Source organism: Nannocystis punicea (assembly GCF_026965555.1).
Taxonomy (GTDB): Bacteria; Myxococcota_A; Polyangia; order Nannocystales; family Nannocystaceae; genus Nannocystis; species Nannocystis punicea.
Window position 1 is genome coordinate 2,025,553 of sequence record NZ_CP114040.1, and the last position, 14,980, is coordinate 2,040,532.

Here is a 14,980-nt window from a genome sequence, read left to right on the forward strand (position 1 = left end):
AGAGCGACGCAGATGTGTTCGACAAAAGTAAATAAGGGACATGTTTTAAAGAACATGTCAGAGCGGGCGCTCGGGCGGGACGAGGCCGAGGATCTCGTCGGGGTCGCGGAGGTCGGGGCGGAGCGCCTCGGCCAGGCTGGCCAGGGCCCGCGCGTCGCGCTGGATCCGCCGGCGCAGCTCGTGCGACAGCTCGAGGTGGACGAAGCGGGCCGCGCCGCCGCGGGCGCGGACCAGCCGGCCCTGGGCGTTGCTGGTGGCGCCGAGGCGGGTGCGGTCGTCGGGGAACAGGGCGACCTCGATGCCGAGGGCGCCGCGCAGGCGCTGGGCGACCTCGCGGGTGCGGGTGGTGGCGGCGACGCGGTCGCCGGCGCTGACGACGGCGGCGGGACCGAGTGGGTCGTCGTCCTCGCTGAAGCCGTGGATCTGCACGACCTCGGCGCGCGGCATGACGTCGAGCGCGGCGGCGGTGGCGATCGAGAACAGGTGCTCCGGGTTGTGGCAGGGGTCGGCGGGAGCGGCGTCGCGTTCGCGGCGCTCGCCGTCGGTGTCGAGGTAGCGGTGGACCGTGTTGACGAACAGGGCCCGCGGCCAGCCGTCGCCGCGCAGGGCCAGGGCGAGGGCGATCCGCTCGGTGCCGAGGTCGTGGAAGGCGTGCGGGGCCTGCAGGATCACCGGGCGCTCGTCGTCGGCCGCGCCGTCATCGTCGACGCGCACGAGGTAGGCGCCGCCGCCGGTCTGCTGGGTCTTCGGCTCGACGGCCGCGAGCAGGCGCTGGCCCGAGACGTACCAGGCGTGGACCTCGTAGCCGGCCGCCCAGGCGAGCTCGCCGAGGGCCTCGGGCTCGGGCGTCGGCGCGGCCAGGAGGCCGCGCATCAGCGCCTCGAAGGCGGCCGTCCGCTCGGGCGTGGGCGGGACGTAGAAGGGCGGCGGCGGCTCGGTCCACAGCCGGTGTCGGAGCTCGGTCGGGTCGATCATGGTGAAGGCGTCGAGCGGGCGCGCGGGCGGCCGCGGGCGCCCGCCGGTGAGCGCGGCCGAGGCCGGCTGGTCTTCGGGACCTGCCCAGGGGGGCATGTCCGATCGGGCAGTCGTGGCGGCGCGGGCGCCAGAGCGGTGAGGGTCGTCGGCCTGGGGGTCGGCGCAGTCGCAGGCGCGGCCCTGGCAGCCCGCCGCCAGCGCCAGCAGTGCGGCCCAGCGGACACGCGCGGGCGTGCGGCGGGGGGGCTGGCGCTCAGGGGAGCGGGTGGAGAGATGGGGGTCGGGGCATGGGGCCGCGGGCGAGCCGGCGACCTGTCCCGAGGGATAGGCTGGGAGCGAGGGCTGGCGGGTCGGGTGTCCCGAGGGACAGGCGAGGACGGATCGCGGGCGAGCGGCCTGTACCGAGGGGAAGCGGGCGGCGGGTCGGCGGGCGACGGCGGGCGACGGGCAGGCTGTCGGTGAGCGAGCGGGACAGGGGAGGCGCGACGGCCGGCGAGCGACATGTCCGAGGGGACATGCGGCGAGCGCGGACGGGCGAGCGGCCTGTCCCGAGGGATAGGTGTCGGCGGTGGCCATGCGAGCGAGCTGCCCCGCGGAACCAACGGCGCCCGGCGGGCGGGCGGTGTGTCCCGAGGGACAGGTGTCGATCGCGGGCGGACGGGCGACGGGTGCGGCGGACGGGCGAGCGGTGTGTCTTGAGGGACAGGTGCCGAGCGCGGGCGGAGGAGCGACGGGTGCGGCGGGCGGGCGAGCGGTGTGTCCCGAGGGACAGGTGCCGAATGTGGGCGGAGGGGCGACGGGTGGCGAGGGAGCGGCGGGCGGGCGAGTGGTGTGTCCCGAGGGACAGGTGCCGAGCGCGGGCGGACGGGCGACGGGTGGCGAGGGAGCGGCGAGCGGGCGAGCGGTGTGTCCCGCGGGACAGGTGTCGGGCGCGGGCTTACGGGCGACGGGTGGCGAGGGAGCGGCGGGCGGGCGAGTGGTGTGTCCCGAGGGACAGGTGCCGAGCGCGGGCGGACGGGTGACGGGTGCCGGGGGAGCGGCGAGCGGGCGGGCGGTGTGTCCCGAGGGACAGGTGCCGAGCGCGGGCGGGCGAGCGGTGTGTCCCGAGGGACAGGTGCCGAGCGCGGGCGGACGGGCGACGGGTGGCGAGGGAGCGGCGGGCGGGCGAGCGGTGTGTCCCGAGGGACAGGTGCTTATCGCGGGCGGAGGGGCGACGAGTGCCGAGGGTGCGGGCGGGCGGGCGAGCTGTTCCGAGGGATAGGCCGGGACCGAGGGCGGGCGGGTGGCTTGCGAGGGGATCGCTGGCCGAGGCACGATCTGTCCCCATGGACAGGCAGGGACCGAGGGCGGGCGGGCGTTCGGGGAGGGGGCCGAGGTCCGAGGCGCGAGCTGTCCCGAGGGATAGGCGGGGACCCCGGGCAGGCGAGCGGACGGTCCAGAGGGGGCGGGGTCGGCCGGCGGGCGAGCGACCAGGCCCCAGGGATAGGCGGGGACGGCGGGTGGTCGAGCGGGCTGTCCCGCTGGACGGGTGAGGTCGGCGGATGCGCGCGCGCTGGGCCCCGGGGGACAGGCAGGAGCCGTCGACCGGAGATCGATCTGCCCCGCGGGACTGCCATGAACAGTCGGCGGGCGAGCGACCGGATTCCGGGGATGAACCGGGACCGAGGGCGGGCGAGCGGCCGGTCCGGAGGGGGCGGGGTCGGCCGGCGTACGAGCGATCTGTCCCCAGGGATAGGCGGGGACCGCCGGCGGGCGAGCGAGCTGCTTCGACGGGCGAGCGGGGACCGCAGGCGGGCGAGCGAGCTGTCCCGAGGGATAGGGAGGGACCGGGGGCGCGAGCTGTCCCGAAGGACATGGGGATGTCGACGGGCGAGCGAGCTGTCCGGCGCCGCGAGGGCTCGATGGCCCGGTGGGGGCCGGGGTCGCGGGCTGCGCCGGCGGGCCGCCGGGGCTCGCGGGCTCGCGGGGAGCATGTCCGGAGGGACAGGTCGCGGCCGTCTCGGATATCATGGTGTCCTGAAGGACATGCCCGGAGAGACATGTGTCGGCGCCGTGCATCGGGGTGAAGTCAGTCGTCATGGCCGAGCTCGAGATCGGGGGTGGCGCCGCGGCTGTTGGGGGCCTCGCGGAACAGGCGCAGCCACACGGGGGCGCCGCTCTCGCGGTGGAAGGTGACGGAGTGGCGGCCGGGGGCGAGGTCGTCGCCGAGGCGGATGGTGAAGGTGGTGCGCTGGGCGCGGACGGGGGTGTCGCGGTCGCTCCGCAGCAGCTCGGCGCCGGAGTCGGGGATCAGGACCACCGAGTGCTCGGCCTGCGAGACGTTGACGCCGCGGCCGCCGTGGCGCTTGGGGGCGCCGCTGTCGATCGCGACCCGCAGCGAAGTCGCGGTGGTCGGAGCGGCCTCGAGCCAGTAGACGACGACGTGCAGGGCCTCGACGGCGCCGGCGCGCTTGGGCACGTCGACCGTCAGCGGGTTGTCGGCGAGGCGGTAGATCTGGCGCGCGGTGTAGATCGGCGCGCCGGAGAGGGTGGGTCGGTTGACGAGGATGCGCACGGATTCCGGACCTGAGGACCACATGAGGGACACGAGCCCGCCCTTGGGCCGCGCGATCCGGCGGCTCTCGGCGCGGGCGGTGATCAGCCAGTCGTCGTCGACTTCGTTGAGCTGCAGGAAGATGTTCTGGCCGAGCGCGCGCACGCCGGCGCCGATGGCGTGGTAGCGCATGCGCGTCGGGCGGGCGAAGCCGCGGCGGAGGTCGATCTTCTCGACGACGTCGGGGCGCAGCACCGAGACCTCGCCGGGGCCCCAGTTGGCGATGGCCTCGTCGCGGCGCGACGGCGGGACCAGCTCGAGGATGTCGAGCCGCTGGGCCCCGCCGCGCGGGCGCGTGGTGATCCACGGGCCCTCGGTGGACGGGCGCGGCGGCTCGTACTCGCGGCGGATCTGCGCCTGCAGCGGCATCACCTGGCCGGCCGCTCGCCGCAGCGCGTGGTCCTCCGAGCGCAGCGGGAACCACCGGTCGCGCCGGCGCGGGGCGTAGCGCCAGCGCTCGTCGTCGACCACCACCTGGTCGTAAGGCCAGACCCATGGCGAGCCGCCGACCTCGTCGGCCGGCGGCGGCAGGACGGTGCGGACGTCGAGCAGCGCCGGCGCGCCGCCGGCCAGCTGCAGGCGCACGGCCTCGGGCGGGGCCAGGAGGCGCAGCGAGACCGGCTCGCTGATCGGGCGCTCGGCGAGGGCGAGGCCGAGGGCGGGCATCAGCGACGGGACCTGGCCGTCGTCCTCGTCGGCGCTGGCGCCGGCCGACTCGGCGAAGAACGACGACGGCTGGCGGGCCCGGTCGAACTGCGAGAAGCCGGTCGGCTCGGCCAGCAGCTCCTCGGCGGCGATCACCCGGCCGCGGGCGTCGAGGAACTCGAGGCCGAGGCGGACCGGGGCGACGACGCCGAACGAGCGCACGTCGAAGCGCAGGGTCCGGGTGTAGATGTCCTTCGGGCCGACCAGGTTGAACGACAGCGGGGCGATGTCGGGGCCGATCCGGTAGAGCGGCAGGGTCCGCAGGTCGACGGGGATCAGCGCCGAGGGCGGCGGCGGCGGGGTCGTGAGGGTGCAGGCGGCGCGGTGGGTCAGGCGAGCGTTGGCGCAGCCGCTGCGCTCGGTCTCGGCGGGCAGGCGCAGGGCGGCGAAGGTCGACTCGCGCGCGGTCTCGTAGGCGGCCTCGTCGGCGTTCGGGTGGCGCGCGCCGTCGCTGGCGACGACCTGGACGTCGGCCGCGCCGACGGCGGTCGACACCTCGATCGCGGTCCAGCCGGACGTCAGCGGGACCGCCTGCTCCTGCCAGGCGTCGGTGATCGGGATCGACAGCAGCGACACCGCCGAGGCCTGCGGCACCGGGTCCGGGCCGGCCGGGAACGGGCCCAGCCAGCGGGTGCGCACGGCTATCTCCTGGGGCATGTCCGTAGAGACAGTCGCGGTCCCGCGGGTGCGCACGGTCGCGGTGCCCGGGCCGAGCAGGTGCACCACCGCGGCCTGGCCGGGGGCGATCGCCAGCGCGGGCGGCTCGGGGGGCGGCGGCGCAGGCGGCGGGCCGGCGGCCACGTAGACGCTCTCGCCGCGGTAGTCGATGCCGGCGCGGCCCTCGGCGGGCATGCGCTCCCACGCCTCGGCCTCGGCGTGGGCCCGGTGGGCCTCGCGCAGCGCGTGCCACGGGAGGAAGGTGGAGGCGGCCAGGCGGGCCTTGCCGAGCGCGGCCTGGGTGGCGCTGCGGCGCAGGCTCTCGCCGGCCAGGCCGAGGTCGACGCGGCGGTGGGCGCGGACGAGGGCGCTCGGGTTGTTGAAGGGGACGGCGATCTTGTTGCCGTCGCTGCCGAGGATACCTGTCTCTTCGGACAGCCTCAGCTCGAGCGTCGAGCCGGGCGGGCAGCTCGGCAGCGACAGCTCGAGGCCGGCGCTGTCGGACAGCTCGTAGCGGTGGTCGGCGGCGAACGCGGCCTCGTAGATCCACCCGCCCTCGCTGTAGCCGGCCTTGGTCTGGTCTGTCCGATCGGACAGATGGCGGCGCCACAGGACCTCGCCGTCGGGCGCGCGCAGGGTCGCCTCGATGCCGAACGCGTAGCGGCGGGTCGGCACGTAGGTCTGGTCGCTGGGCAGGACCAGGTGGGCGCTGACGCGGACCAGCTCGGGCCCGCCGGGCAGGCGGAAGCGCGGCCCGTGCTCGGGGGTCAGGACGTAGGCGATCATGCGCTCGCTGGTGGCGGTCAGCATGTCGTCGGCGGCCTCGTCCTCGACCGCGGCCGGCCCGCGGGTGGCGAGGATCACGGCGGTGAGCAGCGCGACCAGGGTCGGCAAGGCGAAGCGGCGGCTGCCGAGAGTGGCCCCGCGGAGCCACAGCGACGGGTCGGGTTGCATCACCGCTCCTCCCCGTCGACGAGCAGGGTCCGGTTGCGCCGCCACAGCGCGGGGCCGACGGCGCGGATCTTGCTCGGCACGACGGTGCGGCCGGGCAGCGCCGGGCCGAGCCAAACCAATGCGCAGCGGCGGTCGGCCCCGATCTCGCACAGCGACAGGAAGCCGCGCCCGGTGGTCCGCCCGAGCCCGGCCTGCAGCCGCAGCCCGGGCTCGGCCAGCACGAGGCGCAGCCAGTGGAGGTTGTTCGACTCGGCATAGGCCTCGACCTGCGCCAGCGCAGTCATGAAGTCGGCGCCCGCGGTGGTGACCGTGGCGGTGCCTTGCTTGGCGCGGGCCTCGGCCTCGCGCGCCTCGGCGGCCCGGGCCGACTTGCGCGCCGGCGGCTCCTCCTTGGCTGTCCCTTTGGACATGGCCGTACGGACATCGGCGACGCCGGGCGCGGCCCCGCCGAGGGCCAGGGCCGCCTCGTCGCGGACCCACGCCGAGCACGCGCGGCCGGTCGGCACCAGGTCGAGCGCCGACAGCCGGCGGAGGTCGAGGCAGGGGTCGCCGAGCGCGTAGACGCGGCGCAGCGCCGGCGGGAACCACAGGATCGCGGCGGCGTCGGCGGTGAAGGCGGCCGAGAAGGCCATCAGCGCGTCGCGCACGCCGACCAGCGCGGCCAGCTCGGGGGCGTCCTCGAGCAGGCGCCAGCGCGGCACGAACGACAGCGGGCCGGACATGGTCAGCATGTCCGAAAGGACAGGCGGAAGCTCGCCGACGCCGGCGCGCGGGCGGCCGATCGCCAGGGCGTCGGCGGGCGCGCCGGGGCGGGCCCCGAGGCCGCGGATCTGCACGATCGTGCGCGGGGCCCCGGCCTCGTCGGCCGACAGCGCCTGGTGCAGCGCCTGCGCCGGGGTGAACGCCGAGGCGCCGGCGCCCGAGCGGCTGATGGCGATCAGCAGCGCGCGGCCGTTGGCGGCGCTGAACAGCTCGGCGGCCAGGCGCCAGGTGCCGGCCTCCTCGGGCACGCGGATCGCCTCGATCACGAGCTTGGAGGGACCTGTCCCGAGGACCAGGATCTCGCCGCCGGCGACGAGGGCCCGGCAGGGCCGGCGCGAGCCGCAGTCGCGCAGCTGCCACACCTCGGCGTCGACCAGGCGGGCGAAGCGGGCCGCGAGCGCGCGGTCCTCGGTGAAGCCGTGGATCAGCGGCTCGGCGACGTGGCGCTCGAGGAAGGTCAGCTCGGCGACCGAGGGCGCGGCCAGGCCGCTGTCCGGCTTCTCGCTCCACGAGCGGACCTGCTCGGCGAGCCACGGCATCAGCGCGGGGGCGCTGCGGATCTCGGGGGCGTCGCGCAGCAGGCCGGCGCGCATCGTCTCGGGGTGCATGCGCACGACCGCGCGGTGACCCTCGCCCCACGGGGCGCCGAGCAGCAGCGGCGGGGCGCCCTCGGCCGCGGCCATCGGCGGCAGGCCGGCGCCGCCGCGCGGGGCCGTCGGCTGCAGCGCGGGCAGGCCGATCGGCGCGGCCGCCTCGAGGTGGACGAGCGGGCGCCCGGGCGGGGCGTCGAAGTCGGCCCGCAGCTCGACCGCGCCTTCGGGGGCGAGGCGCGCCAGTGCGGCGGAGAAGGGCGTGTCGATCACGCCGGGCACCTGATCGCGCCCGGCGACCAGCACGAGGCGGCACGACAGCGCGGCGCACAGCGGACCGGCGGCCTCGGCGGCGGGGGCCTCGGCGACCGGCCGCGGGACGACGATCGCCGGCCCGCTCGCGCCGGGCACCACCAGGGCCGACGGCCAGCTGGTGTGCACGACGCCGCGCTCGATCGGTGAGATGGCGTAAGAGACATGGTGGAAGAGACCGGTCGGGGCGCTCATCGCGTGGATGCCGAGGTCGGCGCGGGCGGCCGCGTCGCGGGCGGTCGCGGCCGCGTCGTCGGTCGGCGCGGCGATCCAGGCGGCCAGCGCGGACCAGGCCTCAGCGTGGGCGATCAGGGCCGACGCCGGCGGCGCGTCGAGGCGCGGCGGGGCGAGTTCGGCGCGCACGTGGGCCAGCGCGAGCGCGCCCGCTTCGCTGCGCAGCAGGCGATCGCTGGTGTTGCGCGGGTTGAAGGCCGGCACGGGGGTGGGCACCGGCGCGGCGACGTCGAGGCCGAGGCCGAGGGCGCTGCCGATCAGCCACCCGGCGAACGCGGTGCAGATCGTGGGCAGCAGCACCCGCCGCGTCGCCTTCTTCGGCAGCATGCGGAGCGCCAGCAGGGTCGACAGCAGGTAGCCGAAGCCGAACAGCTCGCGCGCGCGCACGCCGGGCATGGCCACGCTGACGATCAGCGACAACAGCCACTTGAGCGCCACGCTGAGGGTGAACACCAGCGCCAGCTTGCGCGGGCCCTCGAGGTTGTAGCGGCGCAGCGGGGTGTAGCGCAGCAGCAGCTTGGTGATGCTCCAGAGGATGAGGGCCTCGGCCAGCGTCACCATCATCTCGATCGGCGTGAACCACAGCAGGCCGAGCAGCGCGGGCACGAGGATGCCGCCGAAGTCCCAGCCGAACCGCAGGTTGAAGCGGGCGGCCAGCGTGGCGGTGGTCAGCAGCAGGACGTAGGCGCGCGCGTGGCCGAGGAAGTCGATCGCGCTGTCCTCGTAGAGCAGCTCGAACGACGACAGCGACAGGTTGGTCAGCGGCAGCAGGACCAGCTCGAGGATCGCGTAGGTCAGGCCGACGACGACCGCGAGCGGGCCGAGGCCGCGCACCAGGCCCGGCTTCCACAGCATGTTGGCGGTGAGCGGCACCAGCACCAGGCCGATGCTGTAGAACTCGCGCACCGGCGGCAGCTCGGTGCCGACCTGCAGCTCGAGCCACGACGACAGCGCCGGCAAGATCCACAGCTGGTCGTGCTGACGGACCAGCACGCTGGCGAGGACGATGACGAAGAAGCGGTCGCGGCCGAAGAACGGCGCCCACACGCCGGTCGGCGCCAGCGCGTAGGCGAGGCCGCGGGCCAGCAGGTAGGTGACGATCGCCTCGAGCACGATCACCGCGGCGGTGGTCGGCTGCAGCGCCAGGACCGAGGCCAGGTAGCCCGGCACGACCAGGCCGACGAACACCCAGCCGAACGTCTCGGTGAACAACAGGGCGACGTAGACCCCGACCAGGACCGGGATGAGGATCGATTGGTCGAGCCCGCCGTGCGGGAGCACTTCGAACGGTGTCATCACGCATCTCCCCGGAGTCCACGTTCCACAAGACAGGCCGATGTCGACCTGCCTCAGCGCTGCGCGCGGGCTGTGGGCCCGCGCGCGGCCTCAGGGGATGACCTCGGCGAGGGCGGTGATGTCGGGTGCGCCGAGGCCGGTCGGGTAGTCCCAGCCGACGCCCGCCGGCCAGTACTTGGTCGCGCCCTTGGTGATGTCGCGGAAGGCCGCGCGGGTCGGGCCGTGCAGGTAGATGATCGGGTTGAGGTAGCCGACGCGCGGCTTGCCGTGGGCGATGCGGTAGCTGTTGATGACCGCGACCATCCCGGCGAACGCGGGCGAGGAGAACGAGGTCCCGCCGTAGTGCTCCCAGTTGGTCCACCGGCGCATCCACATCGGGTTCTCCGGCGAGGCCGACAGCGCCAGGTCGCACATCGAGCGGGTGTCGCTGGCGACGTCGGCCTCCTGCCAGTAGGGCAGCGCGAACGACTTCGACTGGCCCGAGCCCGACTGCGACCAGGCCGTCTCGGAGTGGATCTTGCCGTCGACCGTGGCGACGAGGTTGGTGCCGCCGACGCAGGTAACGTACGGGCTGCTGCACGGGGTGTCGGGGTTGGCCGAGTCGCCGCTGGCCGACAGCAGGGTCATGCCGATCGCCGCGCCCATCAGCGCCGATTCGTCGTACTGGTGGCGCAGCGTCTTGGCCTCGGCGTCCTCGCGGTGGGCGAACGAGGTCGAGAGGACGTCGATCTTGTTGTCGCCGATGGCCTCGTTCCAGGCGAACAGCAGCGCGGTGTTGCGCGCGTCGGGGCCCTCGTAGACGTACGCGTCGGCCCCGGGCGCCAGCGACGTCGACCACTGGGTGTCGAGCACGGTCTCGGTGATCCGCTCGAACACCGGCTCCATCAGATTGACGCGGGTCGGGAGCGCGCGGTCGATGCCGAACGACTTCCAGAAGATCTGCAGATCGATCGAATGATAGGTGCCCGCCCCGACCACGCCGACCGCCGAGCCCTTGCCGTCGTAGCCGGCCTCGAGCAGCGGGATCATGTTGTAGGCGCCGAAGAACGCCGGCGGGCCGTAGGCCTGGTCGCCGGGGTAATCCTCGTGCACCTCGCCGATCTCCTTGACCAGCGTGCCCGTCTCGGCCGGCAGGTCCGCCGTCGCCAGGCCGTTGGTGCGCTCGGCGATGAACTTCGGCAGGGTGAAGCTGTCGAGCGTGCAATAGACCGGGAATGGGTCGCCGCTGTGCAGCGGGTTCTTGCGCATGCAGATGTGCAGCTCGGTGGCGAAGGTCTCGTTGAAGTCCTTGACCGAGCCGCTGAAGTGGATCAGGAGCCGGTTCTTGGCGTCGAAGTTGATCGTGAAATTGCGCGACTTGAGCCACGCCTTGACCAACTGCACGTCGGCGTCGCGGGGGGCGTGGTCGGCCATCCACTCGTCGACGCTGAGATATTCGCGGAACTCGGGGTCGTCGGGGTCGTAGATCCGGGCGACGCGCTCCTCCAGCAGCTCGCGCTGGCGGTTCGGGAAGCCCATCAGCGAGCGGAAGCCGTTGTCGAGCGGCGCCGGGCCCTGGTCGTCGTAGACGCCCGGCAATGGGCTCGGGAGGCCGTCCGGCTTGGGCGTGGGCTCGTGCTCCTCGGGCGGGATCCCGCACAGCGGATCGCCGGCGCACGGGCCGATGGGGTCGTCCGTGCCGGTGGTCGCCCAGCCGGTCGGGTCGTCGCCCATGGAGCCCGACAGGCCCGAATTGGTGGTCGGCACGTCGGTCTCGGTCGCCGGCGCCGCGGTCTCGCCGGTCCCGATGCCGGCTTCGGTCGCGCTGGTGATTCCGGTGTCGTCGGTCGGACAGCCGCCGACCACCGTCAGCAGCGTCGCCCAGGACGCAATCCTACGAGTATACGCGACCGTGTTTCCCACTGTTGCCGGCATACAATGCCCCCCCTGTAACGACTCCGAGGGTAGGAAAGGCCGCCGACGCGACAAGCAACCTGCGTCACGTCGGCGGCCTCGTGTGCGGTGGCGCGGCCCATGTGCCGCGTCCCGGGGCATTGATACGCTATTGATGCATCTGTCACAAAGGACAGGTGTACGGTGCGCGTGATGCGCTCGCGCGGTTCGAATGCGCTCAGTTCAAGTGCGAATAGAGCTGGTTGAGCGCGACCGTGCGCGCGTGCGCGGCGGCGTCGAAGTTGCCCGGCTCGTTGGCCTCCTTTTCATCGGAGTCGAAGCCGTGGCCGGCGCGGTTGTACACCTCGATGTTGTAGTGGTCGTCGACGCCCAGCTCGGCGGCGACCTGCGCCGACTGGATCTCGCGCTCGCCGGTGGCGCCCTTCACCTCGGGGTCGACGGTGCAGATCTTCGCCAGCTCGTCGCGCGAGGCGTGGAGGACGTAGAGGTCGGCGCTCGGGAAGTACTTGTTGCGGATGTCGGCGCGCTCGTCGGTCTCGCGCAGGAGGAAGCCGTCGGTCCCGCAGCCGGGGTAGTAGGCGACGCCGACCTTGAACTTCGGCCGATCCTCCGAGAGGTCCGGCATGTCGAAGTCGATGTCGCCGCGGTCCGGCGAATTCTCGCGGTAGTACTCGATCGCGTGGTCCATCTGCCAGTGGAGCGCGAGCATGGCCATCGTCGCGCCGTGCGAGAAGCCGAGCACGCCCATGCGCTCGCAATCGACCCCGTCCATGTCGCAGAGGTATTTCGCGGCCACGTCCATGTCGTAGAGCCGGCTGAGGATCGCCTCCGGGCGCTCGTCGAAGCCCTCCGGGATGCGCTTGGTGTCGCTGTGCATGTCGCAGAAGCCGCGCGCGGTGTAGCTCGACGGCATCAGCACCGTGTAGCCGCGCTCGGCCAGCTCCTGGCCCCACCGCTCGTACTGGTCCTCGAGCTCGCGGCTGCACGGGCCGGCGTCGTTGCCGTTCGGCATCTTGTGCAGGCCGCCCGAGCCGTGCATCACCAGCACCGCCGGGCCAGGGCCGATGTCCCCGGCGAACTTCGGCCGGAACACCTTGGCCGGGATGGCCAGCCCCTGCGCGTGGTCGTCGGCAGGCAGGACGATGTCTTGCGATTCGACCGCCACGAAGCTCGGGGCGGCCGCCTCGCCGTCGATCTCGACCATGCGGTCGGTATCGTCGGTTTCGGGGGTTTGCGACGGTTCCGCTCCGTATGCGGTCTTTACACCGGTCATACCGAGCCCAAGCATGCACGCGACGGCGATCGTGGGGATCTTGGCGGAATTCATTCGAGCACCTCTGCCGTCAAGATTTCGTCAACATCAAGAACATGTCAACGCGGCGAGGCGCCCGCTGCGTATTCGCGGGTCGTGGCGCTCAATGCACATATGTCCATTTCGACATGTCTTTAAGAACCTGTCTTTATGTTTCTCTGATGTGTTAACAGAACATCAGGGCGTCTCTGAGGCGGCGGACCATGCGCTGATTCGGACCCCCCGTGCGCAGGGGGTGAGCAGCCGGCTGCGCACTGTGAGTTCACTCGTGAAAAAATCGTCGCAGCGGCGCCGCCGCAGGGTGGCGCCGACGTCCGGGCGCCCGGGTCGCACTGCCCCGGGCCCGATCGCGCCGCCGGGGCCGAAAGCGTCGGCGAGGCCGCCGGAGGCCGCAGAAAGCCGGTTGGCACGCACCGTGCTCAAGGGGCCGCGACGCCACGAGAGACCCCCCGGCGTCCTTCACTTGTCCAGCTCGCGGCCACCCCGGCCGCCCTGCATCCGGAGAACTTCCTTATGTCCCGCCCCATCGCCCTTGCGCTCCCCGCCTTCCTCCTCCTCGGCGCCCTCGCCTCCGGCTGTTCGGACCGGGAGGAGCCCGGCGGCGACCTCGACCCCCGCGTGCTCTACGGCTTCGGCGGCTGCGACGACCTGCTCAGCTACACGAAGGGCGAGGCCAAGAGCCTCATCGACCAGTACGGCAACCTCTACGGCTACGACTACAGCAACGGCGGCTGGTTCGGCGAGGGTGACGGCGCCGGCCTCAGCGGCAGCGGCAGCGGCACCGACGGCGGCGACTCCGCCGGCGAGGGCGGCGAGCCCCCGCAGGACGACAACGGCGACGGCGGCGTCGAGGGCGAGGACTACTCCGGCACCAACGTGCAGGAGGCGGGCGTCGACGAGCCCGACGTCGTCAAGACCGACGGCGAGCGGATCCTGGCGTTCGCGCGCGGCCAGCTCCACTTCGTCGACGTGTCCGGCGCGTCACCCACCCTGCGCGGCTCGCTCGCGCTCGGCGCCGACCTGTGGGACGCCCAGATCTTCATGCACGAGGACCGCGCGCTGCTGCTGGTCCGCACGTGGCCGTACTACTACGGCGACTACGAGGGCGCGCCGCAGCAGCAGGGCGTCGACCTGCAGCAGTACTTCGGCCCCGACTACTACAGCGGCGTCACCCGCCTGATCGAGGTCGACATCTCGAACCCCGAGGCGATGAAGATCGTGTCGAACCTGCACATCGCCGGCGACCTGGTCAGCGCCCGCATGGTCGACGGCGTCGCCCGCGTGGTCGTGCGCTCGCAGCCGAACGGCCTGAAGCTCAAGGAGCCGTACGAGTTCTTCGACTACCAGGCGTTCGAGCTCGGCGGCGGCACCGACGCGCTGTACCAGCACATGTGGCAGGTCGCCCTGGCGCAGTCGAAGGTGTTCAACAAGGCGGTCATCGACGCCTCGACGATCGACAACTGGCTGCCGCGTTATGTCCGTGAGGACCTGTCCAATGGGCAAGCCGCGATCAGCACCGGCGTGCTGCTGGACTGCGACGACGTCATGCACCCCGGCGTCTACTCCGGCCTGTCGACCCTCGGCGTGCTGACGGTCGACCTCGAGGGCCACCTGACCCCGACGGGCGGCGTCGGCGTGTTCTCCGAGGGCGAGACGGTCTACGCCTCGAAGCAGAACCTGTACGTGGCGACGACCCCGTGGAACCCGGCCGACTGGGACCCGGAGGCCTCGGCCGAGGACCAGGGCCGCACGACCTACATCCACAAGTTCGACATCCAGGACCGCTCGCGCGCCAACTACGTCGCGTCGGGCTCGGTGCGCGGCTGGCTGCTCAGCCAGTGGGCGATGTCGGAGTTCCAGGGCGACCTGCGCGTCGCCAGCACCGACAGCCTCGGCTGGGACCAGGCGACCTCGGAGAGCTTCGTCAGCGTGCTGCGCCAGGAGGGCGACGAGCTGCAGCAGATCGGCCAGGTCGGCGGGCTCGGCAAGACCGAGCAGATCCAGGGCGTGCGCTTCATCGGCGACAAGGGCTACGTGGTCACGTTCCGCCAGACCGACCCGCTCTACACCGTCGACGTCAGCGACCCGGCCAAGCCCGTCGTCGCCGGCGAGCTGAAGATCCCCGGCTTCTCCGCCTACCTCCACCCCGTGGGCGAGGACCTGCTGCTCGGCGTCGGCCGCGACGGCACCGAGGAGGGCCAGCTGCTCGGCATCCAGCTCAGCCTGTTCGACGTGTCCGACGACGCCGTGCCGAAGCAGCTGCACAAGACGTCGATCGGCTCCGACTGGGGCTGGTCCGAGGCGCTGTTCGACCACAAGGCGTTCCTGTGGTGGGGCAAGACCGGCCTGGCGATGCTGCCGCTCGAGTGGGGCAGCTACGACGACAACCTCGGCTACACGTGGGAGCAGGGCGCGTTCGGCTTCCGCGTCGACAAGGAGGACGGCATCGCCCTGGTCGGCGAGGTCCAGCACCCCGAGCCGGTGGTCGACGAGTGCTGGGACGAGTACTACGGCTGCAACTACTCGCCGATGCTGCGCCGCTCGATCGTCATCGGCGAGCAGGTGTTCACGCTGTCCGACGTGGGCCTCAAGGCCAGCGCGCTGGCCGACCTGAGCGACGCGCACTGGGTCGAGTTCCCGCAGAACTGAGCGCGCTCGCCGGCTCGCGGGCGTCCCGTCGCGGGGCGCCCGTGAGGC

Annotated in this window: 6 protein-coding genes; 1 reads left to right on the plus strand and 5 read right to left on the minus strand. The window is 73.1% G+C overall.

From position 1 onward, the window contains the following. Positions 1–57: 57 nt before the first annotated feature. From O0S08_RS07865 to O0S08_RS07885, 5 genes are all read right to left on the minus strand, one after another. Positions 58–1,071 carry a hypothetical protein gene (locus O0S08_RS07865; protein ID WP_269038408.1) on the minus strand — a complete coding sequence of 338 codons (1,014 nt, stop codon included), beginning with the start codon at positions 1,069–1,071 and terminating at the stop codon, positions 58–60. 1,972 nt (positions 1,072–3,043) lie between these two features. Further along, positions 3,044–5,884, minus strand: coding sequence for a hypothetical protein (locus O0S08_RS07870; protein WP_269038409.1), 2,841 nt, complete (start codon positions 5,882–5,884; stop codon positions 3,044–3,046). After that, on the minus strand, positions 5,884–9,078 hold the full coding sequence (locus O0S08_RS07875) for a poly-gamma-glutamate biosynthesis protein PgsC/CapC (protein ID WP_269038410.1): 3,195 nt from the start codon (positions 9,076–9,078) through the stop codon (positions 5,884–5,886). The genes O0S08_RS07870 and O0S08_RS07875 overlap by 1 nt, the downstream gene beginning before the upstream one ends. A 90-nt stretch (positions 9,079–9,168) precedes the next feature. Continuing rightward, positions 9,169–10,980: a S53 family peptidase gene (locus O0S08_RS07880; protein WP_269038411.1), complete on the minus strand. Its 1,812-nt coding sequence runs from the start codon at positions 10,978–10,980 to the stop codon at positions 9,169–9,171. A gap of 208 nt (positions 10,981–11,188) precedes the next feature. Next, complete coding sequence (locus O0S08_RS07885) at positions 11,189–12,175, minus strand: dienelactone hydrolase family protein (RefSeq protein ID WP_269038412.1); 987 nt, start codon at positions 12,173–12,175, stop codon at positions 11,189–11,191. A 621-nt stretch (positions 12,176–12,796) separates the two neighbouring features. Between O0S08_RS07885 and O0S08_RS07890 the strand changes: the two genes are divergently transcribed. Then, positions 12,797–14,932, plus strand: a complete 2,136-nt coding sequence (locus O0S08_RS07890; protein ID WP_269038413.1) for a beta-propeller domain-containing protein — start codon at positions 12,797–12,799, stop codon at positions 14,930–14,932. Positions 14,933–14,980: the final 48 nt, after the last annotated feature.